This window comes from Caballeronia catudaia, assembly GCF_001544755.2.
GTDB lineage: Bacteria > Pseudomonadota > Gammaproteobacteria > Burkholderiales > Burkholderiaceae > Caballeronia > Caballeronia catudaia.
Window position 1 is genome coordinate 28,074 of record NZ_FCOF02000032.1, and the last position, 25,318, is coordinate 53,391.

The window sequence follows — 25,318 nt, forward strand, 5'->3', positions numbered from 1 at the left end:
AAAAGGAAAACGACGATGAAACCTCGTATTGCAGTCCTGCTCGGCGACCCTGCCGGCATCGGTCCCGAACTCATCGCGCGCCTTCTCGCGCGGCCCGAAAACCGCGCGCGCGCCGATCTGCTCATCATCGGCGACCGGCGCGAACTGGACAAAGGCATGGAGATCGCGCAACAGCGCTTCGACTACGACGTGGTCGAAAGCGAAGCCGATGCGAAGCGCGATACCGATGTGCCCGCTCTCATCGATTTCCGCCTCGCCGACGACGCGCCCTATGAGCGTGCGGTGTCGACGGAGCGTGGCGGCCGCTACAGCCTCGAAGCCTTCAAGAAGGCCCTCGCGCTGACGCGGGACAAGCGCGCTCACGCGATGTTGTTCGCGCCCGTCAACAAGACCTCGCTGCACATGGCGGGCATGGAGACGAGCGACGAGATGGAATGGTTCGCGCGGCAGCTCGACTACAGCGGCGCGTTCTGCGAATTCAACGTGCTCGACGAACTGTGGACTTCGCGCGTCACCTCGCACATGGCGCTCAAGGACGTGAGCGCGCGGCTTTCGGAGGAACGCATCGTCGGCGCGATCAGTCTGATCGACGACGGCCTGGAGCGCGCGGGCATCGCCGCGCCGCGCATCGCGGTGTGCGGCTTCAATCCGCATAACGGCGACAACGGCGCATTCGGCCGCGAGGAGCTGGACGTGATCGCGCCCGCTGTCGAAAAGGCGCGTTCGCTCGGTTTCGATGCACAAGGCCCGTTCCCCGCCGATACGATTTTCGTGCGCGCGCGCGACCAGAAGGCGTTCGACGGCGTGGTGACGATGTACCACGATCAAGGCCAGATCGCGATGAAGCTGATGGGCTTCTGGCGCGGCGTGACCGTTCACGGCGGCCTGCCGGTGCCGATCGCGACACCTGCGCACGGCACGGCTTTCGACATCCACGGCCAGGGCAAGGCCGACGCGGGCGCGACGCAAAAGGCGTTCGACATCGCCGTGCGCATGGCGCAGGACCGTCTGGGCTGATGCCATGATGCGCGAGCACATCGAGGCCCTGCGCCGGCGCTTCCTGGATAGCGGCGACGATTCAGACTTGCCCATCGTCGACGCCCACCATCACTTCTGGGATCTGGCGCGCAACTATCACCCGTGGCTGCGCGATCTGCCGCGCATCGCGTTTCGTTACGGCGATTACGAGACGATCTGCCGCGACTTTCTGCCCGACGATTATTTCGCGCGGGCGGGCGGTCATCGCATCGTCAAGACGGTGATGATGGAAGGCGAGTGGGACCCGCGCGATCCCACGGGCGAAGCGCGCTGGGCCACGGGGCTGCATCAGCGCACGGGCCTGCCCAGCGCGATGGCCGCGCAGATCTGGCTCGACCGCGACGATGTCGCCGAGGTGCTCGCCGCCTATCGCGACCTGCCGCTCGTGCGCAGCGTGCGGCACAAGCCCGCGGCCGTTCCGCGCGACGTGCATCGCGCCGACTACAGCGCGCCCGGTTCGATGCGCTGCGAGCGCTGGCGGCGCGGTTACGCGTTGCTCGAAGCTAGCAACCTGATGTTCGAGCTGCAGGCGCCGTGGTGGCATTTCGAGGAAGCGGCCGAACTGGCGCGCGACTTTCCGCGCACGACGATCATCGTGAATCACACGGGCCTGCCCGCCGACCGCAGCGACGAAGCGCTCGCCGCCTGGCGCCGTGCGCTCGCTGCGCTCGCGCGTCATCCGAACGTGTGGCTGAAGATTTCAGGCATCGGCGAGCAGGGCGTCACATGGAGCGTCGCGCGCAACGGCCCGGTCGTGCGCGATGCGATCGCCGCCTTCGGTGCGGCGCGCTGCCTCTTCGCGAGCAACTTTCCCGTCGACAGTCTCGTGGTCACGCTCGACGACCTGTTCAGCGGCTTCAAGGCGATGGTCGCCGAACGCACGCGTGAAGAGCGGCTCGCGCTCTTTCATGACAACGCGTGCGCGCTCTATCGCATCTAGACATTATTCAGGAGACATGGCTCACATGACTGCACCGATCTATCGCGGCGTGTTCCCCGTCGCGCCCACCATTTTCGACGAAGACGGGCGGCTCGATCTCGAAGGCCAGAAGCGCGCCATCGACTTCATGATCGACGCCGGTTCGCATGGCGTTTGCATTCTCGCGAACTTTTCCGAGCAGTTCGCGCTCTCCGACGCCGAGCGCGAGGCGGTGCAGCGCACCGTGCTCGAACACGTCGCGGGCCGCGTGCCGGTGATCGTCACGACCACGCACTTCGGCTCGCAGATCTGCGCCGAGCGCAGCCGCGCCGCGCAGGACGCGGGCGCCGCGATGGTCATGGTCATGCCGCCGTATCACGGCGCGACGATCCGCGTGAGCGAGCGCGGCATCCAGGAGTTCTATCAGCGCGTCTCGGATGCGATCGACATTCCTATCATGATCCAGGACGCGCCGGTCGCGGGCACGCCGCTGTCCGCGCCGTTTCTGGCCCGGCTGGCGAAGGAAGTCGAGCACGTCTCCTACTTCAAGATCGAGACGGCGCAGGCGGCCTCGAAGCTGCGCGAGCTGATCGAGCTGGGCGGCGACGCGATCATCGGGCCTTGGGACGGCGAGGAAGCGATCACGCTGATCCCGGATTTCGATGCGGGCGCGACCGGCGCGATGACCGGCGGCGGCTATCCGGACGGCATTCGCAGGATCGTCGATGCGTACGCATCCGGCGACACCGAGCGGGCGGCGGCGCTCTATCAGCAATGGCTTCCGCTCATCAATTACGAGAACCGCCAGTGCGGGCTCGCGGCATGCAAGGCGCTGATGAAGGAAGGCGGCGTGATCCGCTCGGACGCGGTGCGCCATCCGCTCGCGCCGATGCATCCCAAGGTGCGCGAAGGGCTGCTCAAGGTGGCGCGCAGGCTCGATCCGCTGGTCTTGCGCTGGGGCAAGTGAGCTTTGCTTGAACGCGCGCGGCTGTTCGCCGAGCCGGTCCGGTGAAGGCCATATCGTTGCCGTGATCGATCGCGCGTGGTGCGGCGGCCAACGGGTGTTCAGGCGCTATGCGCCGCAATACTGCACCGGCGTCACACCTCGACTCTCGGCCTGCACCATGATGCGCAGGTGCGCGAGGCGGCGTTGCCTTTCGTTCCTGCGTTCACGCAAAAGCCGGGAAAAGCGATCTGCGCAATACAGAATCGCGATCCATTCACCGACCTGAAGCCTCCGCCTGCCAAAGAGCGGCGCACTCCCTTCATCACCATCCCGCCCGCTTTCCCGGACCCGAAGCGTTGTTGCCTTTCGGACAACATCCTGTTCGCCTTGGAGAGCCTACTGGCGTTCGCTACCCCTGACTACAATCTGCCACACGGTCGGTCGAAGCGCGAGCAGGAACAAGCACGCGAAATTCGTGGTCGTGCTCGTGTCTCGCCCCGCCCAGCGCGCCTTACCCCGCTCAATGACCAGGAGTATTGAAGATGAGAGAAGCAACCCGCAATGTGCAGCCAGTCACCGCCAACCTTGGCAAGCACGGTTCAGGCGAGCTCGTGCCTTCTCGCTATGCCGTGCGCGTGGGTGACGTCGACGTCGTGCTGATCAGCGACGGCATTCTGCCGCTGCCGACCTCCACCATGTCCACTAACGTGAGCGAAGCGGACCGCAACGAATGGTTCGATGGTCGTTTCCTGCAACGTGACATGTTCGACTGGGCGCTGAACATCGCGCTCGTGCGCAGCGGGGAACGCGTCATCCTGATCGACTCGGGCGTGGGCGACGGCTTCGAATACTTCACGCGCGCCGGCCGGTCGGTGATGCGCCTGGAGTCGGCTGGCATCGACCTGGCGGCAATCACCGATATCGTGATCACGCATATGCACATGGATCATGTCGGCGGGCTGAACGTTGACGGCGTCAAGGCCAAACTGCGCCCCGATGTGCGCATCCACGTGTCGGCCGCGGAAATGGAGTTCTGGAAAAACCCGGACTTCAGCAAGACGGTGATGCCGGAAACGGTCCCTCCCGCGCTCCGCAAGGCAGCGGCGAAGTTCGTGAAACTCTACAGCGAAAACATCGTGCAGTTCGCTCGGACCGTGGAAGTCGCCGCGGGCGTATCGGCGCGCGTGACGGGCGGGCACACACCGGGCCACTGCGTCGTGGATGTCGCATCGAACGGCGAGAAGCTCACGTTCGTCGGCGACGCGATTTTCGAGGTCGGTTTCGACCACCCCGAATGGCAGAATGGATTCGAGCACGATCCTGAAGCGGCTGTGGACGTGCGCATCGCGCTGTTCAACGAAGCAGCTGAAACTGGCGCTCTGCTGGCTGCAGCACATGTCGCGTTCCCGTCGATCGGTCACGTTGCAAAGAACGGTGACCATTTTCGCTTCGTGCCGGTGATGTGGGACTACTGAGCCAGGTTCGACAACGAACCTGCGCTTTGTCCACTGACCGTTCTTCGCCCGCGATACCAGTCGGGCGATCACGCCGGCTCAAAGGTCGCCTTCGAGTCGCGTTCAGATAACGGACCGACTACAGGCGCACCCGTGGTGCGTTGCGAATGGACGACCATGACCTGCGCCGCTTTTCCGCGACGCAGCGTTCAACGCCTTGTATAGCGTATCGCGCGGTTGAACGCCTCGAGCGCCTATGAAACAATGGACAGCGATCACATCTAGCAGGACATGACGTGCATCATGGCCAACGACCAGAAGCGCCGCCGGACCGTTCTGCATTTCGCGCTCTATGGCGCGGAGACCGACCAATCCTGGGTCGACATGGTCCATTACGAACGTATTCCTCTGCGCGCCGGCCGTTTCGACTTCGACATCGAGCCGCACGTCCACGACGCGCTGATCCAGGTGCTCTATGTCACGGCCGGGGGCGGCGAGACCTTCATCGACGGTAAGACCTGGACAGTCGAAGCACCATGCCTGATCGTCGTGCCAGCGCGTTCGGTCCACGGCTTTCACTTCGCCAGCGACATCGACGGACACGTCATCACCGCCGCGCAGTCCGCGTTGGAATCGCTGGCAATGACGGCCGCGCCGGAACTGCTGGAATTCATCCGCACGCCGACGGTGCTGTCGATCGATCCCGACGTCGAGCGCGGCGCATCGCTGGACACTTTGTTTGAGTCGATCGGGCGCGAGGCGGAGAGCCACGAGCGCTGGCAGTTCATCGCAGGGGCAGCACTGACGATCGCCCTGTTCGTCAAGATCGGGCGCATCAGCGAAAGCGCCCGGCTTTCAGCCAGATCCGAGCAGCGGACCATGGCCGTGCGGATCGAGCGGTTCCGCGCCTTGCTCGACCGCCATTGCCGTGAGCGGCGGCCGGTCGCCAGCTATGCCGAAGAAATGGGCGTGAGCACCGGCCAGCTCTCGCGCATCTGCCGCACCACCTTCGGGGTTTCGGCAATCGAGGCAATAGATGCACGCTCGATCCATGAGGCAAAGCGGCTGCTCGGCTATTCGACGCTCAGCGTGAAGCAGATCGCCAGTGAACTGGGCTTTCAGGACGAGGCCTATTTCGGTCGTTTCTTCCGTAAGCAGACGGGGCTTCGACCAACCGACTACCGCTTGGCGGCCCACGATCGATCCTTGCCGCCCGAACCGGCGAGCGCGGGCTGACTCGGCCGCGCCCCCGTCATCCGCTTCAGGCCGATAACCCGCCGAACTTCACGAACAGGTGTTCCGGCCCGGAGTTGGTCAGGTTGTTGCCCCGCACATACTGAATCGGCCTTGCCGGATCGAGCGCGATGTCAGCCACCTTGCGGGCCAGGGCCTTCGTTGCGATGAGCGTCTCCAGCTTGGCGAGCGGCGCGCCGAGGCACTTGTGCATGCCGTTGCCAAAACCCAGATGGCCGTTGGAATCGCGGTCGATGTCGAACGTTTCGCCCTGCGCAAACTTTCGGCTGTCGCGGTTCGCCGCCGACAGCAGCAATCGCACCACCGCGCCCTTGGGCAGATCAATGCCCGCGACCGTGGTCGCCTCGGTGGTGATGCGGCTCACGCGCTGGACAGTCCCACGATAGCGCGCCACCTCCTCGACGAAACGGTCGGCGTCGGCAGGGTTTTCGCGGATCCGTCCCAGCAGATGCGGCTGCTCGGTGAGCATGCGAAACGCGTTGGCGACAAGGATGGTCGTCGTGTCGTGCCCGGCGATGAAAACGAAGGCGCACAGCTCCTTCGCTTCCGTTTCCGAAAGCGCCCCGTCCTTCCACATACGCGCGATATGCCCGCCGATCGACTGGCTGCCGGTGAGCGCGAGCCGCTCCAGCGCTTCTTTCAGGTAGGCGAAGAAAGCCTGCGCGCTCTGCTCGTCGGTGCCGGTCCCCGGCGCATTGCGAGCGAGGCGCCCGAAGTAGCTGAAGGTCTCGTCCGACCAGAACTTCATCTTCTCCTCATCCTCGTTCGGCACGTCGATCATCGTCGAGATGGTCGAGATGCTGAGCGGGATGGCGAAATCGTCGACGACATCACCGCCGCCTTTGGCGATCATCGCGTCGATCAGCTCCTCCGCCCTGCGCCCGATCTGCTCGATAAAGGGATCGAGCGCCAGCGGCAGGAAGGACGGCTGGACGACCTTGCGCAACCGCGAATGATCGGGCGCATCGAAGAGCGTGAGGAACGTCAGCGGCGGCGGGCTGACGACCTCGGAGGAAAACAGCTTCGGATTGCGAATCGCCTGGTAGACATCGTCATAGCGCGAGAGGAACCACACGTCCGAAGTCGCCGACTGGCAACGCAGCACCGGCGCGTGCTCCCGCATCCAGCGGTAGTGGTCATAAGGGTCGCCTTGCGAGCCGTCATCGACCACCTTGAATGGTTCCAGCCCCTCGGGCCAGTCCAGTTCGTGTGAATAGGGCGGAAGGGTCTTGGCCGTGAAAGGGCAGATCTGCGGCGCGCTCTGCGGCACGGCGGCCGGGACGGAAGGGGGCGCCGCGAGCATCGCTGCCGGCTTACCCGGCGTCATAGGCTCCAGTGCCCGGCTCATGGTCGCCTTGGAATGGAGTGCATGCAGCGCGATCACGTCTCGCGCCGCGTTCAGGTCGCCCAGTTCGAAGGCGGCGACAATGTCCCGGTGCTGCTGGACGATATCCCCGACGATCTCGATCTGACCGGTCAGTGCACGAGCGATGTAGTCCTGCACGGCCAGTTGCCGGTAGAGCGCGATCAGCTGGGCGTTCCCGGAAGCTTCGATGGTGAACAGGTGGAAGGCGTGATTTGCGTCGATATAGCGTCGGACATCGGTAAAGCGCCGCCCGGACACGAACGGCGCCGTCGCCTCGGCGAGCTGACGGAACCTGATCAATTGCTCGCTCGACAGCCGCCCCATGGTCAGCTGAGCCGCTCCCAGTTCGAGCGCCATGCGCAGGTCGAAGGCTTCGTCGACATCGACAGGAGCGATGCGCTCCTCGCCGGTCTGAACCACGAGGCCGGTTCCGGCGAACTTCTCGTAATAGAAATTGCGCGGCGTCAGCCCTTCGGACGACAGAAAATCGCGCACCGCATCGACCATCGGCGGCGGGCCGCAGAGATAGACATCCGCGTCCCCATCGTTGAGCTGAGAGGCGCTGATGTGATGGGTCACATAGCCCTTGTTGCGATAAGCACTGTTGGGGCTGGCGACGGTGCAGGTATAGGTGAAGTTCGGCAGGCGCCGTGCATAGGCTTCGAGCCGGTCGATGCCAGCCAGATCCTCGTCGCTGTTCACGCCCAGGATCATGTGGATCGGATGCGGACTGCCACCGTCCTCGACGATCTCGTCCAGCATCGAGAGAAATGGCGCGAGGCCCGTGCCACCCGCCAGAAACAGTACCGGCCGCTCGATCGGGCGCAGATAGAAGCTTCCCAGCGGCCCGCGAAACTCGATCGGGTCTCCGACTTTGGCGATTTCGCGGAGCCATCTCGACATCATCCCTTGGCGTACGTTGCGAACAAGGAAGGACAGGCGCGCCTGGGACGGCCCCGAGCTGAACGAGTAGGAGCGTGTCTGATCGGTGCCGGGGACCCGGATGTTGACATACTGCCCGGCAAGGAAGCTGAGATCTGCGCGGTTCTCGAGCTCGACAGAGAAAGCGATCGTGGTATCTGACGCTCGTTGGCAGGCGACGATTCGTCCGCTGTGGGAGGACGGTCCGGTACCCGAGACATCGGAGCTCGTGGCGATGCGGATCACACAGTCGGAACGCGGGCTCATCTGGCAGGTAAGAACCTTGCGGGCGCTCGCCTCCTCGGAGCTGAGCGCATCTTCCACGCAGTCGCCCAGAACGTACTCGCCGGACTCGCAGACCGCCTTGCAGGTGCCACACACGCCATCACGACAATCGAGCGGAATATTGATCTTGGCGCGAATGGCGGCATCGGTGATTCGCTCGCCCTCGTCGCATTCGATGAAGCGTGTCACTCCGTCTTCAAAACGGAGGGTTATCTGGTGGGTCATGACGGTGTCTCCTCTAGAGGCGCCCGAACAACCGCTCCGCTGGCGGAATCGTCGGTCGAGTCGGCGCGCGAGGCAAGCTTGATGCTCGCAAGCGCCCGGCGGGTTCAGTGACGCCAATTTAGAGCCTCAGCCGCATTCCTTTCAATGGACAGAGACGTCGTCAAGCCGGACAAAACGTGCACCGACGTTGTCGCTCTCAAGCCGGCTGAGCCGATGCTCAGACAGCCTCACATCGCCTACAAGGTCGACGACCTCGAGGTGGCGATCGAAGGACATAGGTCATCCTCGGTCCCTGCGAGCCCGTAGATGCCCGCTTCCGTACCAGACGCCGCAACACTGAAACAGACCGCTTTCCGTTCGCGCAAGGGCGTGACTCTGCTCTTGCGGATGAGTTCGTAGACATATGCGCCGGGCACCGTCTCGGTCTCGGTCAGCGCGCGCGTGACATCTTCCAGAATCGACTGATTCCTCCTGAGGAGTTCGAAGCAGCGCTCGTTCATCTCCTTCAATAGCGCGTTGGCCTGTTCGATCGCGCCATCGAGTTGCCGACCTGCAATCTCACGTGGCAGCGCGGCGAGACTGAACAGATTGCCATCGCTGCCGAATCCGAGCCGCGACACCATCTCCAGACTGATGCGCGATGCTTCCTGCAAGTCCTGCGCCGCGCCGCTCGACGCCTCGCCAAACACCAGCAGCTCCGCATTGCGTCCGCCGAGCAGCACGATCAGTTCCTTTTCCAGCTCGCTGCGGCGATACAGATGCTTGTCCTGTGGCTTCGTGATGAGTGCCATGCCTAATGCGCCGCCGCGCGGCAATACCGTCAGCTCCTCCAGCACGCCAGCGCCCAGCAGCGCCGCTACGATGCCATGTCCCGCTTCATGCACGCCGACGCGACGGACTTCGTCCGCATCGAGCGCCTTCTGCGCGCCGCTCACATCGCCGATGCGCACCACCTTGACCGCCTCGTGCAGATGCCCGGCGCACACCATGCCCGCGCCTTGCCTGCGCGCGATCAGCCCAGCCTGATTGACGATCATCGACAGCGACGCGGGCGACAAACCGACCGTCAGCCGCGCGAGCTGATCGCAGTCGATGTCCGCTGAACGCGACGGCAGCTTGCCCAGGTAATACTCGAAAATCTTCACGCGATCCGCTACATCCGGCAGACGCACCGGCACGATGCGATCGAAGCGGCCCGGACGGCGCAGCGCTTCGTCGAGATTGTCGGGAAAGTTGGTCGCGGCGACGAGAATCACGCCTTCGTTCTTCTCGAAGCCGTCCATTTCCGCGAGCAGCTGATTGATGACGCGGTTGCTTTCGGCATCAGCGGAACCGGATGCGCCGCTGGTGCGCGCGGCGAGCCCGTCGGCTTCGTCGATGAAGATCACCACGGGGCCGTGCTTGCGCGCCGTCCTGAACAGATGTTTGACCTTCTGAATGCCGGCGCCGTAATACTTCGCGCTGAAATAACTTCCCGTGATGGCGATGAAATGCGCGCCGCATTCACCCGCCAGCGCCTGCGCGAGCCGGGTTTTACCGACGCCGGGTCCGCCCGTCATCAGCACGCCGCAGGGCGGCCGGATGCCCATTTTCGTGAACGACTTCGGATCGCGCAGATAAGCCTTGATGTCGTCGAGCGCGGCCTTCGCTTCGACTGCACCGATCACGTCGTCGAAGCACATGTCGGGCGGCGCGTCGATCAGCGTGGCGTCGCCCTTCATCTCGCGGCGCATGTACCAGAGCATCAGAGCCAGCAACAGCACGTACACCAGCATGCTGGCCCAGTCGCGAAACATGCCGAGCAGCGGCCCGACGCCCGCTTGCGCACCGACGGAAACATTCGGCAACCACGCGATCTGGTAGTCCGGCGCGCTGTCGCCCTTGGTCGGATTGAGCAGCAGCGATTGGGAGAACACCGCGAAGCGATCGGTGACGAAATAACGCGAGCCGCTTTTCGTCGAAACGAGGATGGCATCGACCGTCACGCCGATCGCGGCCACGCGCTTTTCCCGGATATCCGCGAGCATGCGTGAGGCGTCCTGCTCGGTATGCGTCCATGGCGACGGGTCCTGCCGCATGTGATAGACGATGCTCGTCGCCTGCAACGCACTGTCGTGCCGGTCCGCCCCGCCATGTCGCAGCACGCCTGAGCCGATCGCGATCAGCACGGCGGCGAGCGCAGCGAAGGCGATGAAGAGCCGCCGGCGGCCACGCCGCGTCCATCGTCCGTTCTTTCCCGGTTTCATGCGGTTCTTCCCCGTATCGCGTAGGTGTGCGTCCCTCTCGTGCGGGGACTTGTCGCTCATGCGCCGGCCCTTGCGCGTTGTATGCCTTGTATGTATTGGCGGCGACGCAGGAGCGCAGGCGATGAATCTTGCACGCGATGAAAATTCGCGTCCGTGCGCACGACCGCCTTGGCGGTCGCGAGCGTTCACCCGTTGCCGGGCCGTGGACGACTCGCGGTCGAGCACCGCGTCTTGGTCAGATGCACACCGATCGGGGGGAAGCAGCGGACGTGACCGGGCGAGGAAGACCGGTTGGAAAGGTTGACGCTCTGGTGGATACCGCAGGATTGCTCGCGATCCGTCGCAAAGGCATCTACTTTGCGAGGGTCACGCTCGCGCAGATGATCTGTTTCTTTTCGGACACGAGATGAAGGGCGACGCCACCTGAACGCCGGAAGGCGCCGCCGCACAGGGAGAGCAATGCCGGCTTCGAAGCCGCAAGCCGGCGTTGAGAAGATTCGTTTGTCTCAATGTCATGACAACGGCAAGCCGTTGCGCCTGCGCAGTTCGAGAATCAGTGCGCTGTGGTCCAGCTCACCGTCGCCATGTTCGATCATGTCAGCGAAAAGGCCATCGACGAGCCCCAGTACCGGCAACTCCAGCCCCAGGCTCTGCGCAAAACCGAGCGCCGTCTTCGTATCCTTGATCTGATACTTCGCCGGCCCGCCCGGCGCGAAGTCCCGCGCGATCATGCGCGCCGCGTGCTGGCGCAGGATCGTCGAGTCGGCGAATCCGCCGAGGAGCGCCGCGCGGACCTGCGCGGGATCGGCGCCGCCGCGTTCCGCGAGCAGCATGGCTTCGGCGACGGTGGCGATCGTGCTTGCCACCATCATCTGATTGACGAGCTTCGCGAGCTGCCCCGTGCCGGCCGGGCCGATGCGCGTCGGACGGCCCATCGTCTGCAGCAGCGCGCGCGCACCTTCGAAGACCGATGCCTCGCCGCCGGCCATGATCGCGAGCGTGCCGTCCCGCGCGCCCTTCTCGCCGCCGGAAACGGGCGCGTCGAGATAGCCGATATCGCGCGCCGCCGCCGCCTGTGCGTGCCGCTGCGCGGTATCGACGGGGATCGAGCTCATCACGATCAGCACGCTGCCCTCGCGCATTCTCGCGATGATGCCGTCGTCACCGAGCAGGATGTCGTCGCACGCGGGGCCGGAGCTCAGCATGCAGATCACGACATCCGCATCGCGCGTGGCTTCGCTCGCGTGTCCCACCACCTCGACTCCTGCATCGACGAGCGGCGCTGCCTTGTCCCGGGTGCGGTTCCATGCCGCGACCCGGTAGCCGGCGCCTGCAATGCGCCGGGCCATCGGCAAGCCCATGATCCCCGTGCCGATAAAGCCCACTGCGAGGCTCGCGCGCATCATGCAGGGTCGCGACGGCCGAAGCGCACGGGGCGCTCCGCGACGATCAGCGCCGGGAAGCCAGCACGAAACCGATCGAGGTGCGGCGTTTGCAGGTGCGCATCGAACGCGGCGCGATCGTCGTAGACTTCGTAGAACATCACGCGCGCCGGTGTTTCGTCGAGCTGGACGATGTCGAACTGCCTGCAACCGGGCTCGTCGGCGAGCGAGTGCCGCGCATCGTCGCGGGCGAGCGCGAGGAAGTCGCGAACACAGTCGGCCTTGACTTCGAACTCGGCGACGACCACGAATGCTTCGGTTCCGCTAACCATGCCGGGCTCTCCGTTCGATGCCACGATGTGCGCGCCTCACGCTGCCTTCGCGGGCTTGCCGAGCGCACTGTGCTCCATCTCGCGACGCAGCGCGACGACATCCAGATCGCGTTCGAGCTCGACATCCTCGAAGCGCACGATGGTGTCCTTGGCGACCGGGCGCTTGAGCCTCACGTTGTGTGCGAGCCCGATCGGCAGGCCGCCGATGGCAAGGCTCTTCGATGCCGGGATCGCATTGGCCCAGACCGCATAGCCGCCTTCGCCGTCGAGCATCTCGCCCGGCTTGAGGTCGCGCTTGGCCGTCGCGACGGCGTCGCCCCGGAATTCCTTCGATGAGCCCGTCGCCTCGCCGCGCAACACGGCCGACAGCACGCTCACGCTGGTTTCGAGACCGATCATGTGGAAGGGCCGCCACATCGAGCCGTACCAGCCGGTCGGATCGACGAGTAGGCCGTATTGCTTGAAGCACGCACGCGCGTATTCATTCGGCGCCTTGAACGTGACGAACACACCGTAGCGGATGTTGTTGAGCACTTCGCGGCCGTCCGGTTCCTGGCTGGCGGCGATGTCCACGAGACCGCTGCGCGAAAGACGTCCGCCATCTTCCGCGGGCCGGAAGACGCGCGCCAGGTCATGCAGGCCGGCGGGAGGGAAGGCGAGACCGTTGTCCGGGCAATCGAGACCCGTGCCGTTCGCGACCGCCGCCATCTCGATTGCGGCCTTCGTGCCATCGGTGAAGGAGTTGTACATCTTCGGGTTGAAGTCGCCTTTGGCCACTTCTTCCTCGGTCCAGCCGAAGAAGCCCCACACCGTGTCCGGCGTCGAATAGCGATAGCGCGGTTCGAAGTTCATGCCTTTGCCGGCCGAGGTCAGCTCGAAACCGCACGAGCGCACCCAGTCCACGAGTTCGCAGATGATCGCGGGCTGGTCGCCATACGCCATGCTGTAGACGAGACCGCGCTCGCGGGCGCGCGCAGCGAGCAACGGGCCGCACATCGCGTCGGCCTCGACGTTGACCATCACTACATGCTTGTTGCCTTCGATCGCGGCCAGTGCGTGACGCACACCGGCGATCGGGTGTCCCGTCGCTTCGATGATGCATTCGATTTCATCGCACGCGGCGAGCGCGGCGGCATCGTCGAGCACGCACGTGGCCCCGGTCTTGACGGCATCGGAGAGGGTGCGCGCGCCATATTGCTCGGCCGGCCAGCCGACGCGCGCAAGCGATGCACGCGCCTTGCCGACGTCGAGATCGGCGACGCCCACGACATGCAGCCCTTCGATATGGCGGGCTTGCGAGAGCACCATCGAGCCGAACTTGCCGGCCCCGATCAGGCCGACGCGAACCGGACGTCCGGAAGCGTTGCGTGCCTGGAGCAGACTGGAGAGATTCATGTGCAATCCTTTGTGGTCGAAACTATGGATCGTGGCCGCGAGCGCGGCGCGCGGTGAGTGGGCCGAGTGGCGTGATCGAAGGCATGACAGCGGTGCGCCTTACTTGCGAGCAAGTGTAGTCAGGGGCATCAGCCAGAACAATTAACATTTCCAAGGCGATTCGTTAGCCAGGCTTCAACGTCAGCGGGCGGCGGGAAGTTGGGACGCGGATTGCCAGGCGGCACGCTCCGCGCGCAGCCAGTCGAGGAACAAGATCACTTTCTTTTTGTGCAGATGCTCGAACGGGCAGACGATCCACTGCGTCGTCAGGCGGATCGAAGGAGGCTCGCGCACCGGGCAGATCAACGTGCCGTCGCGCAGCTCGCGCCACATCATCAGCGTGCTTTCGAGCGCGATACCCATGCCGTCGACGGCCGCATCGATCGCCATGTGGCTGCGATCGAACAGGACGCGCTGGCCCGGATCGAGCGGCGCCGCGCGCGCCACCGAGAACCAATGCGGCCACTGGACTTGCGACTTGATCGAATGAATGAGCCGATGCCGCTGAAGATCGGCGGCATCGAGACTCGACGGCACGCAGTACGCGGGCGAGCATACCGGCAGGAACGATTCCTCGGCGAGCGCTTCGACATAAACGCCCGGCCATTGCCCGGTGCCGTGACGAATCTCGACATCGACCGCTTCCTGCGCGAAGTCGGTCATTTCATTGGTGCCGTTCAGGCGCACTTCCAGATCGGGATGACCGTCGAGGAACGAGCGCAGGCGCGGCAACAGGAACTTGGTGGAGAGTGTCGGCGTGGCGCGCACGGTCAGTAGCGTGACGGAGCGCAACCCGCGTATACGCTGAGTCGCATCCGCGATGCGGTCGATCTCCTCTGAAATCATCGCGAAGTAGCGCTCGCCGGCTTCGGTCAACGCTACGCCGCGTCCGACCTTCGTCATCAACGCCGTGCCCAGGTGCGTCTCGAGCGACTGGATCTGCTGGCTCACAGCCGATGGCGTGACGTTCAACTCCGCTGCTGCACGAGAGATGCTCCCCGAAGTCGCCGCAGCATGAAAAACACTGATGGCCCGCAATGGCAGATACATGATCACCCTTTAGATTGGCTACACCTTTGCGCAAAATAATTGAATTGTCCTTCACCAACAAGCCTCTTATATTTTGCTCACGCAGGACCGGCAGCGCCTCGACAAGAGTCGAACATGCGCCGCAACGTGCCGCGACGCCATACCTACAAAGTGGCGCGCCTCAGCAGGTTCATATGAATGGAGACAGCATCATGAGCACGTCGAACTCGCCGCGCCGCATCTCGCGACGCGCGGTGTTGAAGGCTGCGGCCGCCCTTCCGCTGGTAACGATATGGACCCGGCCCGCACGCGCCGCCGAGTTCACCTACAAGCTCGCTACCGGGCAATCCCTTAATCAGCCGATCAATACGCGGCTCAAGGAAGCCATCGACCGCATACGCGAGGCAAGCAGCGGCAGGCTCGAGATCCGCTTCTTTCCCGCATCGCAACTCGGCTCGGACACCGACCTGCTGTCGCAGACGCGCTCGGGCGCGGTCGAGTTCCTCAATATCTCGGGATCGGTGATGTCGACCGTGATTCCGCTCGCGGCAATCACCAATCTCGGCTTTGCGTTCTCCGACTACGATCAGGTCTGGCGCGGCGTCGATGGCGATCTCGGCAAGATCATCCGCGCACAGATCGACAAGAGCGGGTTCGTTTCGGTGTCGAAGGCGGCGGACAACGGCTTCCGGCAGATCACGTCCGCCACGAAACCGATCAAGGCGCCCGAGGACTTGCGCGGTTACCGCATTCGCGTGCCGGTTTCGCCGATGTTCACTTCGCTCTTTCAGACGTTAGGTGCGAACCCGACGTCGATCAACTTCAACGAGCTCTACACCGCGTTGCAGACGCATCTCGTGGACGGCCAGGAAAACGGCCTCGTCACGATCGAGGCGGGCAAGCTCTACGAGGTGCAGAAGTATGTGGCCGAAACCAACCACATCTGGGACCCGTTCTGGCTGGTCGGCAACCCGCGCGCATTCAACGCGCTGCCCGACGATCTCAAGACGATCGTGAGACGCGAATTCGACCGCGCGAGCGTCGAGCAGCGCGCGGACGTCGCGCGGTTGAATACATCGCTGAAGTCGCAACTCACCGGCAAGGGTCTGACCTTCGTTCCCGCCGACCGGGATGCGTTCCGCGCAGCGCTCGCGAAGTCCGGCTTCTATACGCAATGGCGCGACAAGTTCGGCGCAAGCGCATGGAGCGCCCTCGAAGCGGTGACGGGGAAAATATCATGAGCGCGGCGCACAAGCTGGAGGTGCCGGGGACGTCTTTCGTGCGCGACGCGCACGGCGAAAGCGTCCTCGAACGCTGGTTGCGCCGCGGGATCGAAGTGCTCGCGGCAGCGGCGGTCGTCGGCGAGGTGGCGCTGCTGTTCATCGGCATCGTGGCGCGCGCGGTGTTTCATCAGCCGCTCATCTGGTCGGACGAGCTCGCGTCCATCCTGTTCCTCTGGCTTGCGATGCTGGGCAGCGCGCTCGCGGTGCAGCGGTCGTGTCACATGCGGCTGACCTTCTTCGTATCGCACATGACGCCGCGCGCGCAAGCGTGGGCCGAGACGCTCGCGGTCGCCGCCGCGGCCGCATTCTTTGCGCTGGTGATGCATCCCGCATTCGACTACGTGCAGGATCAGGCCTTCGTCGAAACGCCTGCACTCGGCTGGTCGGGCTCGGTGAGAGCATGGGCGATTCCTTTCGGCTGTGCGGCGGCATTGGTCAGTTGCGGGCTGCGCCTTGCGCGGCATGACCGGCGGCATATCGTCGGTGCGCTGGCGCTCATCCTGCTGATCGCGTCCGGCTGTTATCTCGCCAAGGCGCCGTTGACGCACATGGGACAGGGCGCGCTGCTGGTGTTCTTCATCGGCGTGCTCGGCGCGGCGGTGATGGCGGGCGTGCCGATCGCCTTCGCGTTCTCCCTCGCGACGAGCGCCTATCTGCTGACGACCACGTCGACGCCGCTCAGCGTCGTGGTCGGACGGATGGACGAGGGCATGAGCACGCTGATCCTGCTCGCCGTGCCGATGTTCGTGCTGCTCGGGCAACTCGTTCATGTGACCGGCGTGGCGCGCGTGATGGTCGCGTTTCTCGCGTCGCTGCTCGGTCACGTTCGGGGCGGCATGTCGTATGTGCTCCTCGGTGCAATGCTGCTGATCTCGGGAATCTCGGGATCGAAAACGGCCGATATGGCGGCCGTCGCGCCCGTGCTCTTCCCCGAGATGCGCAAGCGCGGGATGAAGGACGGCGAACTCGTGTCGTTGCTTGCCGCGTCCGGTGCGATGAGCGAGACGATTCCGCCGTCGCTCGTGCTGATCGCGATCGCGTCGGTGACCGGCATATCGATCGCTGCGCTGTTTACCGCGGGTATCCTTCCGGCGATCGTGCTCGCTTTGGTGCTTGGCGTCGTCGCATGGTGGCGCGCGGGACGCGAGGAAGAAACGGACGAGAGCCGAGCGGGAGCGGTGAGGGCGCCGTGGTCGCACGTGCGTCGCACGTTCGTGATCGCTTTGCCGGCGTTGTTGCTGCCGTTTCTGATTCGCAGCGCGGTGGTCGAGGGCATTGCGACTGCGACGGAGGTATCGACGATCGGTATCGCCTATTCGCTCGTTATCGGCCTTCTGATCTATCGCGGCGGCCTCAAATGGAAAGCGATCATGCCGATGCTGCTGCAGACGGCGGCGTTGTCCGGTGCGATTCTGTTCATCGTCGGAGCGGCGAGTGCGATGGGCTGGGCGCTGACACAGTCGGGCTTCTCGCACGATCTCGCGGACATGATGACGCGAGTCCCGGGCGGTGCCGTCGGCTTCATGCTGGTGTCGATCGTCGCGTTCATCGTGCTCGGCAGCGTGCTCGAGGGCATTCCCGCCATCGTTCTGTTCGGGCCGTTGCTGTTTCCGGTCGCGCATCAGCTAGGCATCCACGAAGTGCACTATGCGATGGTCGTCGTGCTCGCAATGGGACTCGGCGTGTTCGCGCCGCCGTTCGGCTTGTGTTACTACGCGGCGTGCATCATCGGCGAGGTATCGCCGGAAGCGGGTCTAAAGCGCATCTGGATTTATCTGGGCATGCTGCTGCTCGGTCTGATCGCGATCGCCTTCGTTCCCTGGATCTCGATCGGCTTTCTTTGAACTTGTCGAGTCGATGTGCCGTTCAGGGCTGACCGAGGGTCGTCAGCCCTTCTTTTACGCCGTCTTCCTCCTTATCCCGATGCCGTCCAGGACGGATGGTCTCCTCGCGCCTGGAGATCTCCCGACGCCGCATGAGCGTGGCTGTTTTCGGTAGATACGAGAGAGACGCGCGCACGGATGCACGCGCGTTGCCTTTCGTCCTCGCGCTCGATGCTCAAAACGTATAGCCCACCGACAGGAACGTCACGATCGGATCCAGCTTGAGCTTCGATTCGCTCTTGACCTGGCCGACGGCCGAGTTCGTCGTGAGCGTCGCGCGCGCCGACAGCCACATGTACGACACCGAGAACGCCGCCGACCAGTGCTTGTTGAAGTTGTACGAAAGTCCCGCATTCACGACCGGCGCAAAGGAGCTGTTGATGTGCACGCTCGTCGGACCCGTCAGCGCCGTGCCGGTTTGCGGCGTATAGAGGAACGCGCCGTTCGCCATCTGCTGGCTGAGCTTGACGTCCGAGAACCATACATACGACCCGCCCGCGCCGACATAAGGCCGGAACTTGCTCTGCGCACTCAGGAAGTAGTACTTGAGCAGCAGCGTCGGGCTCCATTCTCGAGCGGTGCCGAGTTCGCCCAACGGCCCGAGCGTCCCTTCGCCGTTGAGATGAAACTTCGGCGGCACGCCCGTGACCGCTTCGACCGCGATGTGATCCGTGACGAAGTACTGAAGCGTCAGGCCGAAGGTATCGGCATCGCTGACCGATGCACTCGCGCCTTGCTTCGTGACGGTCTGGCCCAATGCGGTGATGTTGAACGGGCCGCTCGAGTCCTGCGGTGCGAAGTGCATCCAGCCGGCACTGACCTGGACGTCGCCTGCCGACTGTGCGTATGCGCCGCTCGCGCCGGCCATGCCCAATGTCGAAAGGGCTGCGCATGCAATGTGTTTCAGCTTCATTTTTTCTCTTCTCGTTTCAGATATCAATCAGGTATGGGCGAGCGCGTCCGCATCGCCCGAGTCATGAAAGCCGGGGCGATGGGCGTGCAACTAAGGAAAAGCAATTGAACCGGTGGTCTCTACAGACAGCAGTCGAGGCTTACCTTGAAATATTCATAACTCATTTGAATGCTGCGTTTTACCGCATGCACTTCGTCGACGCCGGGCGCATTGCCAAGCAGCGTCGCCACGATCTCTAGCGCCTCCCAAGGATGTGCGTCGTCGTAGTGCGCGTGAAGGCTGAGCCAGCGCAAGGCCTTGCGGCGCATCGATGCCGGGAAGCTGTTCGCATACGTCTCGCTGCTGCAAACGAATGCGGACCACTCGCCGGTGACACCTTCGATTGCGAAGTTGGTCGCGGCGATGCTCGCGGCAAGCGGGTCGCCGCTGCTGCTTTTCCAGCACCAGTGCGACAGTGCATAGGCGAGGGACGAGCCGCTGCCCTTCATCAATGCGCGCTTGTTCACATCGTGCGCCGCGGCCCAGTCGACCCAATAGTCGGCATGGTTTTGCTCGACGCGAATATTGCGCGTCAGATAGCGCCGCGCCAGGTCTTCGCCGCGCGAATGCCCGTAGCGCAGCTTTTGGAGATTCATCGCCATGTATTGCGGAAACTGCTCGACGACCGGCCAGCCATTTACCAGAAACGCCTCGGCCTGGCGCGGCGACAACTCGGCGTCGCGCATCGCGGCAAAGATGGGATGGTCGATGACCTGCCGCTTGGCTTCATTCGTTTCGGCCAGCACGTCGCCCAACCAGGCCGGGTAGCTGGCAATGTCCTTCAAATCGCCAACTCGCTGAAAAGTGGGATCCAACATCTCCTCCTACGTCACTTCAAGAAATTCAATGTTCTGCGCCCAGAGGGCCGGCCGCCCGACATGAAACCCCTGCACGAAATCCACGCCCATGGTGCCGAGCGCCTGCAGGATCGCTTCGCTCTCGACGTATTCCGCGATCGTCAGGCGCTCCATCGAATGGCCGATATCATTGATCGCCGCCACCATGTCTCTGCTAACGGCATCTTTGAGCATGTCCTTGATGAATCCTCCGTCGATCTTGATGTAGTCGACGGGCAGATGCTTCAGATACCCGAACGAGGACATGCCCGCACCGAAGTCGTCGAGCGAGAATTTGCAGCCGCGCTCTTTCAGGTCACGGATGAAGCGCGCCGCTGCGGCAAGATTGGCTACGGCCGTGGTTTCGGTCACTTCGAAGCAGATCGACGCGGGGTCCACGCGGCTGATCTCGAACTGATCCGTCAGGAATTGCAGAAAGCGTTCGTCGCCGATCGAAGCGCCGGACAGGTTGATGGCGTATTGAATGCCTTCTGGATTACCCGTTCTTTCGAGCGTCGCGAACACGGCGCGCACGACCCAGCGATCGATTGCGGACATCAATCCGTAACGTTCCGCCGCAGGCAGGAAGTGGTAGGGCGACACGATCTTGCCGTTTTCGCCGACCATGCGCAGCAGCACTTCGACATGCCGAGGATGCTGCTTCGATGCGTGGCTGCCGGCGGAGTCGACCGGGCGAATTTCCTGCTCATACAGGCAGAAGCGGTTGTTCGCCAGTGCGTCCTTGATCCGGCCGCACCATGACATGGCGCTCGCGTGCCGCGTGAGTTCCTTGTCGCCGCGAACGGCGAGATGCACGCGGTCGCGCCCGCGCTCCTTCGCGAGATAGCAGGCGATATCGCCGAAGCGCATCGCTGTTTCGGTATCGAGACCGCGCAGATCGACCAGACCGATGCTCACGCTCGTCGACAGCTTGTGCGTCTCGCACGACCATTCGAACGCGGCGACCTGTTGCCTCAGTCGCTCGGCGATCGGCAGCGCGGTTTGTTCGTCGCAATCGAACATGAGCGCGGCGAACTCGTCGCCGCCCAGACGAGCCAGCGAATCCTCTTCGCGCAGGCAATTTTTGATCAGACTGGCCACTTCCCGCAGCATCGTGTCGCCCGCCGCGTGACCATAGGTATCGTTGACGACCTTGAACTGATCGAGATCGATCATCATCAACATGCAGGCGCGCTGCGCGCCTTCGATGCCGGGCTGCGCATGCAGCGATGCAAACAGGCGGCGCTCGAACTCGGTGCGATTGAGCAAACCCGTCAGGCCATCGTGCGATGCCTGCCACGAAAGCTCCGACACGTACTCGCGCTCGCGTGTCATGTTGCGCAACAGCAGCACGACGCCCGTGATCGTCTCGGACGTATCGTGCACGACGGATGTGATCGCCTGCACCACGGTTTCGGTGCCGTGGACGTTGGTCAGGACGAGATCGGTGCTCGCATCCCACGGCTGCTCGCCGCGCAGCGCCTGTTCGATCAGGTCGACGGGCCGGCGGTCCCATTCCCGCGCGATGGAGGCGAGCTCGGTCAACGGGCGGCTCACGCAGCCGGCCGCGTCGCGGCAGAAGAGGCGCTCCGCCGCCGGATTGATGAACTCGACCAACCCGGTCGGCCCGACCGAAATGACGGCCTCGCCGATCGAGCCGAGCGTGGCCTTTGCGCGCGCCTCGCTTCGTCTCAACGCATGCTCCGAGGCGAGCCGCGCGGTGATGAAGCGCCGCGCGTACCAGACGGACAGCGACACGAGCAGCGCCGCGACCACCACGTTGACGACCAACAGCAGCAGCGCGGTTTTACGGAACGCGACGCCGAGCACATCGGCGAAGGCGCGAGAGATCGGCGCGATTGCGGCGTTGATGTTCCAGATCTCTGCCGTCAGCGAATCGACCTCGTTTCGACCCGAGCGGCCCGCGGCCTTGGCGACGCGAAGTTCGTTCGCCGCGGCGACGAGCTGCTCGACGAGCGCATCACCGCGCGTCCAGTACGTGACTGCCTGTTCGAAGAAGCTGTCGCGACGGAAGGTGCGGAAGACCCAGATCACCGAGCTCACGTCGGCGGGATCGACGCCGCTTTCGAGCAACGCTTGTCGTGCCGTGCCAAGATCGGATCGGGCGCCGTCGAGCGCAAGCCGTGCGCGCTTGAGATTGAGTGGAAATGCGATCGCACTTTGATATTGGCGAAAGGCTTTCTCGTCGCCAGTCTGCGCGTAGCGGATCAGATAGAAGACCGCGTCCTTCTGGCCTTTCGACCACGTGCTTTCACCGCCGATGTAAGCCCGCACGGACGACATGATCGACAAGCTCGTAGCAACGAGCGCCAGCAGCGACGCAACGACTGCCACGAACGGCCACGTCGTCTTGAACAGTTGTCGATTGGTCTTCGATGCCGCTGGCATTTCGAGCCTGATAACAAGTTTTTATGGGCGTAGCGACAAAACGATCTCGCCTTGCGAGGAACGTATTCGGAAAACAATCCGAACGGTCGTCTTTCAAAGCAAGTTTTCGTTCGCCTCTATTTCTAACGGCGCAAAGGAGATGAACTTGAGGCTCTAATCGAAACGTTAGAGGCGCGGCTGGGAATCTTAACCGCAAGAAATGACAGACTTGGCTTTGATAGTAAGAAAGAAAAGACACTGTTGTTTTTATCACACCGGGAGATTCGCCTGTTTGCTGCTGTTCGTGAGAAGGCGGAAATTTGTTCTCAGGCCGAACGTGCGTGCTTATAGGAGTAGTGCGGCGAGTAACCCGGCAGACGCGGCACGGCGCTTTTTAAAACCGACCGCTTGGAAAATATATTCTCGGTTCGTCTCTTGATTAAAGTTATCGAGAAATTCATGATTGGCTAAAGCGGCCCTCAAAATCTTTTATTTGTTTTCGACCTGAAGACGATAGCGGTCCGATTCGCGGATCGATCAAAAGATATCAAGTCGTGATTCAATCGATCATCCCTTCGCCTCGCCACCCGCATTGGTCAACTGCCACTTCGGAAAGACGCCCGATGAATCCACGCTCCACGATTGGCCTGCGTCGTCCGCGACGATCGCGCGTACGCCGCGCCGTTTCGAGGCGTGCGGCCGGTATCTGCTGACAGGCGCTTCGCGCTCGAATGACAGGCTGCCTTGCTCGTTAAAGACGACGGCAAGCGGGCGCTCTGCCTGCCCGGACGCGTCGAGCGTCACGACCACGGGCCCGGAGGGCGCGCGCAGCACCGCGTCGGCAGGCTTGCGGCCGGCGAGGATCGCCACGAGCCGCGCAGACGGGCCGGACGGACGGGCTTGCGGATCGGACTTGTTCGACGTATCAACCGTGTCGGGGGAGACGGCGTTGCCGGACGCATCGCCGGTGCGCTTGCGCACGGGAGGCGGCGGCGAGTCGAGTGCTGCCGGTGCGGCCATGCCACCGGCCTGCACGACGAGCATCACGTGCCAGTCGTCGGGTGTGTTGTTGTAGCGCGGCGCGAGCAAGACGAGGCGCAATTGCGACGCGTCGAAGCCCGCTTCGCGCAGCAGCAGGTACTTGGCGACAGCAAAGTCCTTGCATACGCCGCTCTCGGCGAAGAAGCGCGCGGGCGCATAGTAGCTGCCGTCGGTGCCGTCGCGATAGCGGATTTCATTGATCAGGGCGTTGGCCAACATCAGCGCGGAATAATCGCCCGTCTCCGCGCGCGCGGCGCGTACCTGTGTCACGAGCCGATTCCAGCCTGCGGGCTTGAGTTGCCGATGCGCGCGCATCGCGTCGCGCAGACGCTGCACGCGCGAAGCGCCTTCGGCGGACTGCTGCGTATCGCCTTCGAGCAAGCTGGCAAACAGCAGCTCGCCGACCTGAGCAAGCTGAGGCCGCAGTTTGCGGTTCGCTTCCCACCACGTCGCGCCGCGCAGCCGTTCGATGCCGGGATCGGATGCGTCTCGCGTCTCTTCGGGGATCTCGTTGCGGGCCGATTCGATTTGCGCGGGTGGCGTGGACTCGACGGCGACTACGACGGGACGAACGATTGCGCCGCCCTGGATCGTCACCGAAGGAGGCCCGCTGCGCGACGTGCAGACGCTGCCGATCGCCGTGATCGCAACGATGCCGCACAGTAATCGACGATGCAATCGCCCGGACATACGATCCCCACGATTCAGTCAAGGTCGCCCGGGCTGCTCTGAATGGCCTATGCCGGGCGTCCCCGAACACTGCACATGACGTGCCAATCGTCAGCGTGAACGTGGGGAAAACTAACGGACAGGCGGTGGGCGGTGCGCGCGCCGGAGCGTGCGGAGCTGCGTGTGTGGAGCGGCAGGGGAGGGATGGTGGTTCAGGTCCAACAGCTTGCAGCGCAATGTCGTTCGCTACGCGACATGTATTCGGTGAGGTGCGGTAGAGGAAAGCGCTGGCAACCTCATTGCGGCCATCGACTTTTCACCCGCTCGAACGTCAGGATACCTACGCCCTCGCGCCCGCCCACAGGACTCTTGTTGGGTTCGGTCTTGATCGTAAGCGTGTCGCCATCGATGGTGTAGAAACGCACCCGGTCTGTTTGAAAACTAGCACTTATCTTTCCAAGAAAATTAGGAGAATGAATGATGGAGAAGTCGCATCGCGCTCGGAATAGGTAGACGGTGGGCCCGGTCTCCCGCGAGACGTTTGAATGACCCAACGACTTTGGATAGCAGCCGGTGAGCCACGCTGGCGCCACGGTGAACCGCCTTGCCGACGTCGCGGTTAAGCGGTGGCCGTCAGCTTTCATTTGGTTGCGAATGCACACGTCGGGCCCCGCCATACGGCCTTTCGACCAGCGCGAAAGGGTATGGCCGAATGCAACGTATAGTTCGGACCCGGACCGCCTCTGTTCGACGGCGTACATTCCGACTCCGATCGGGCGGAAAGCGGAATGGGGATCTCCTAAGCTAAGGGCAACGGTGTCGACCGGCCGAGAGCCTTCTCCTGCGCTGGTAGGAAAGTGAACGAAGGAGGCGTCGAGTGCCTGTCATCCTCAACGAAGAACATCTGCATCGTCGCCTGTCTCGTCTCGATGGCTTCATACGAGACGAGTTCGAATACGTTGGCCAACGTGTTACATGGTTGCTAACATCTCATTCGTTTCTGTTTACAGCTTTCGTAGTTGGTTTAAACGTCGGGGTACGGGACCGACCTAACAGCCAGCGATTGAATCCAGCCGATGCTGCGGACATCATTCCGAGTCTTCTGGCAGCACTGTGTTGGATTGGGATCGCGTCATCTTTGGTTGTCTTACTGGGCGTTGCGGTCGCGCACAAAGTCGTGAATGAAAACTACAGACGCCGGAAAGCCACGGAAGATGCGGCAAGAGCACGCATGCCTCCATTGATCGAAGAATTTGACGCCCTTCCCAATCAACAGGGATGGTTGTATATAGTCGGAAGTCTTTCAGGGTTCGTTATGCCATTGTTTCTCGCAGGAGTCTGGTTTTGGCTCTGGCTTAAGCTCTGATCTCTCACATCAATTCCCAATGGGCGAGCACGGACCGGTGCTTTCGGCCATTCAGTTCGAAACGACGAA

20 protein-coding genes are annotated in these 25,318 nt (G+C 63.2%); 9 read left to right on the forward strand and 11 right to left on the reverse strand.

Annotated elements, in window-relative coordinates:
- Window positions 1–15 precede the first annotated feature (15 nt).
- From AWB75_RS26235 to AWB75_RS26260, 6 genes are all read left to right on the forward strand, one after another.
- Entirely contained in the window at window positions 16–1,017 is a 1,002-nt protein-coding gene (locus tag AWB75_RS26235; protein WP_061126954.1) for a 4-hydroxythreonine-4-phosphate dehydrogenase PdxA, read from the forward strand.
- Window positions 1,018–1,021: 4 nt separating this feature from the next.
- Window positions 1,022–1,978, forward strand: coding sequence for an amidohydrolase family protein (locus tag AWB75_RS26240; RefSeq protein WP_061126955.1), 957 nt, complete (start codon window positions 1,022–1,024; stop codon window positions 1,976–1,978).
- 25 nt (window positions 1,979–2,003) lie between these two features.
- Window positions 2,004–2,924 carry a dihydrodipicolinate synthase family protein gene (locus AWB75_RS26245; RefSeq protein WP_061126956.1) on the forward strand — a complete coding sequence of 307 codons (921 nt, stop codon included), beginning with the start codon at window positions 2,004–2,006 and terminating at the stop codon, window positions 2,922–2,924.
- Between the two features lie 75 nt (window positions 2,925–2,999).
- On the forward strand, window positions 3,000–3,443 hold the full coding sequence (locus AWB75_RS26250) for a hypothetical protein (RefSeq protein ID WP_061126957.1): 444 nt from the start codon (window positions 3,000–3,002) through the stop codon (window positions 3,441–3,443).
- Between the two features lie 2 nt (window positions 3,444–3,445).
- A complete protein-coding gene (locus AWB75_RS26255) occupies window positions 3,446–4,378 on the forward strand; it encodes an MBL fold metallo-hydrolase (RefSeq protein WP_061126958.1) in 933 nt (310 codons plus the stop codon).
- Window positions 4,379–4,660: 282 nt separating this feature from the next.
- Entirely contained in the window at window positions 4,661–5,593 is a 933-nt protein-coding gene (locus AWB75_RS26260) for a helix-turn-helix domain-containing protein (RefSeq protein WP_061126985.1), read from the forward strand.
- 25 nt (window positions 5,594–5,618) lie between these two features.
- Here the strand turns inward: AWB75_RS26260 and benC are convergent, their stop codons facing one another.
- The 6 genes from benC to AWB75_RS26290 all read right to left on the reverse strand — a co-directional run bounded on the left by benC (window position 5,619) and on the right by AWB75_RS26290 (window position 14,852).
- Window positions 5,619–8,408, reverse strand: a complete 2,790-nt coding sequence (gene benC, locus AWB75_RS26265; RefSeq protein WP_061126959.1) for a benzoate 1,2-dioxygenase electron transfer component BenC — start codon at window positions 8,406–8,408, stop codon at window positions 5,619–5,621.
- Between the two features lie 236 nt (window positions 8,409–8,644).
- The gene (locus AWB75_RS26270; protein WP_235012249.1) at window positions 8,645–10,654 is read right to left on the reverse strand and encodes an AAA family ATPase; all 2,010 of its coding nucleotides are present in this window, start codon (window positions 10,652–10,654) and stop codon (window positions 8,645–8,647) included.
- 512 nt (window positions 10,655–11,166) lie between these two features.
- Window positions 11,167–12,060 carry an NAD(P)-dependent oxidoreductase gene (locus AWB75_RS26275; protein WP_200823036.1) on the reverse strand — a complete coding sequence of 298 codons (894 nt, stop codon included), beginning with the start codon at window positions 12,058–12,060 and terminating at the stop codon, window positions 11,167–11,169.
- Complete coding sequence (locus AWB75_RS26280) at window positions 12,057–12,344, reverse strand: putative quinol monooxygenase (protein WP_235012250.1); 288 nt, start codon at window positions 12,342–12,344, stop codon at window positions 12,057–12,059. The genes AWB75_RS26275 and AWB75_RS26280 overlap by 4 nt, the downstream gene beginning before the upstream one ends.
- Before the next feature lie 60 nt (window positions 12,345–12,404).
- A complete protein-coding gene (locus AWB75_RS26285) occupies window positions 12,405–13,763 on the reverse strand; it encodes an NAD(P)H-dependent oxidoreductase (protein ID WP_061126961.1) in 1,359 nt (452 codons plus the stop codon).
- Between the two features lie 180 nt (window positions 13,764–13,943).
- Entirely contained in the window at window positions 13,944–14,852 is a 909-nt protein-coding gene (locus AWB75_RS26290; protein WP_061126987.1) for a LysR substrate-binding domain-containing protein, read from the reverse strand.
- Between the two features lie 191 nt (window positions 14,853–15,043).
- Between AWB75_RS26290 and AWB75_RS26295 the strand changes: the two genes are divergently transcribed.
- Together AWB75_RS26295 and AWB75_RS26300 are read left to right on the forward strand one after the other, a co-directional pair.
- A complete protein-coding gene (locus tag AWB75_RS26295) occupies window positions 15,044–16,072 on the forward strand; it encodes a TRAP transporter substrate-binding protein (RefSeq protein WP_087086856.1) in 1,029 nt (342 codons plus the stop codon).
- Window positions 16,069–17,958, forward strand: coding sequence for a TRAP transporter large permease (locus AWB75_RS26300; protein WP_061126963.1), 1,890 nt, complete (start codon window positions 16,069–16,071; stop codon window positions 17,956–17,958). The genes AWB75_RS26295 and AWB75_RS26300 overlap by 4 nt, the downstream gene beginning before the upstream one ends.
- A gap of 214 nt (window positions 17,959–18,172) precedes the next feature.
- Here AWB75_RS26300 and AWB75_RS26305 read toward each other — a convergent pair whose 3' ends face one another.
- The 5 genes from AWB75_RS26305 to AWB75_RS26325 all read right to left on the reverse strand — a co-directional run bounded on the left by AWB75_RS26305 (window position 18,173) and on the right by AWB75_RS26325 (window position 24,644).
- A complete protein-coding gene (locus AWB75_RS26305; protein WP_407642164.1) occupies window positions 18,173–18,904 on the reverse strand; it encodes an OmpW/AlkL family protein in 732 nt (243 codons plus the stop codon).
- A 125-nt stretch (window positions 18,905–19,029) separates the two neighbouring features.
- Window positions 19,030–19,767 carry a TenA family transcriptional regulator gene (locus AWB75_RS26310; RefSeq protein WP_061126965.1) on the reverse strand — a complete coding sequence of 246 codons (738 nt, stop codon included), beginning with the start codon at window positions 19,765–19,767 and terminating at the stop codon, window positions 19,030–19,032.
- 6 nt (window positions 19,768–19,773) lie between these two features.
- On the reverse strand, window positions 19,774–22,194 hold the full coding sequence (locus AWB75_RS26315; protein WP_061126966.1) for an EAL domain-containing protein: 2,421 nt from the start codon (window positions 22,192–22,194) through the stop codon (window positions 19,774–19,776).
- Window positions 22,195–22,740: 546 nt separating this feature from the next.
- Window positions 22,741–23,904: a transglutaminase domain-containing protein gene (locus tag AWB75_RS26320; RefSeq protein ID WP_061126967.1), complete on the reverse strand. Its 1,164-nt coding sequence runs from the start codon at window positions 23,902–23,904 to the stop codon at window positions 22,741–22,743.
- Between the two features lie 275 nt (window positions 23,905–24,179).
- The gene (locus tag AWB75_RS26325; RefSeq protein ID WP_143746504.1) at window positions 24,180–24,644 is read right to left on the reverse strand and encodes a lipocalin-like domain-containing protein; all 465 of its coding nucleotides are present in this window, start codon (window positions 24,642–24,644) and stop codon (window positions 24,180–24,182) included.
- 116 nt (window positions 24,645–24,760) lie between these two features.
- Here AWB75_RS26325 and AWB75_RS37270 point away from each other — a divergent pair, with 116 nt between their 5' ends.
- Entirely contained in the window at window positions 24,761–25,249 is a 489-nt protein-coding gene (locus AWB75_RS37270; RefSeq protein ID WP_143746505.1) for a hypothetical protein, read from the forward strand.
- Window positions 25,250–25,318: the final 69 nt, after the last annotated feature.

Coding starts and splice junctions, on each gene's coding strand:
- AWB75_RS26235 (WP_061126954.1), top strand. CDS start 16: ATGAAACCTCGTATTGCAGTCCTGCTCGGCGACCCTGCCGGCATCGGT.
- AWB75_RS26240 (WP_061126955.1), top strand. CDS start 1,022: ATGATGCGCGAGCACATCGAGGCCCTGCGCCGGCGCTTCCTGGATAGC.
- AWB75_RS26245 (WP_061126956.1), top strand. CDS start 2,004: ATGACTGCACCGATCTATCGCGGCGTGTTCCCCGTCGCGCCCACCATT.
- AWB75_RS26255 (WP_061126958.1), top strand. CDS start 3,446: ATGAGAGAAGCAACCCGCAATGTGCAGCCAGTCACCGCCAACCTTGGC.
- AWB75_RS26260 (WP_061126985.1), top strand. CDS start 4,661: ATGGCCAACGACCAGAAGCGCCGCCGGACCGTTCTGCATTTCGCGCTC.
- benC (WP_061126959.1), bottom strand. CDS start 8,408: ATGACCCACCAGATAACCCTCCGTTTTGAAGACGGAGTGACACGCTTC.
- AWB75_RS26270 (WP_235012249.1), bottom strand. CDS start 10,654: ATGAAACCGGGAAAGAACGGACGATGGACGCGGCGTGGCCGCCGGCGG.
- AWB75_RS26275 (WP_200823036.1), bottom strand. CDS start 12,060: ATGATGCGCGCGAGCCTCGCAGTGGGCTTTATCGGCACGGGGATCATG.
- AWB75_RS26285 (WP_061126961.1), bottom strand. CDS start 13,763: ATGAATCTCTCCAGTCTGCTCCAGGCACGCAACGCTTCCGGACGTCCG.
- AWB75_RS26290 (WP_061126987.1), bottom strand. CDS start 14,852: ATGTATCTGCCATTGCGGGCCATCAGTGTTTTTCATGCTGCGGCGACT.
- AWB75_RS26295 (WP_087086856.1), top strand. CDS start 15,044: ATGAGCACGTCGAACTCGCCGCGCCGCATCTCGCGACGCGCGGTGTTG.
- AWB75_RS26300 (WP_061126963.1), top strand. CDS start 16,069: ATGAGCGCGGCGCACAAGCTGGAGGTGCCGGGGACGTCTTTCGTGCGC.
- AWB75_RS26310 (WP_061126965.1), bottom strand. CDS start 19,767: ATGTTGGATCCCACTTTTCAGCGAGTTGGCGATTTGAAGGACATTGCC.
- AWB75_RS26315 (WP_061126966.1), bottom strand. CDS start 22,194: ATGCCAGCGGCATCGAAGACCAATCGACAACTGTTCAAGACGACGTGG.
- AWB75_RS26320 (WP_061126967.1), bottom strand. CDS start 23,904: ATGTCCGGGCGATTGCATCGTCGATTACTGTGCGGCATCGTTGCGATC.
- AWB75_RS26325 (WP_143746504.1), bottom strand. CDS start 24,644: ATGTACGCCGTCGAACAGAGGCGGTCCGGGTCCGAACTATACGTTGCA.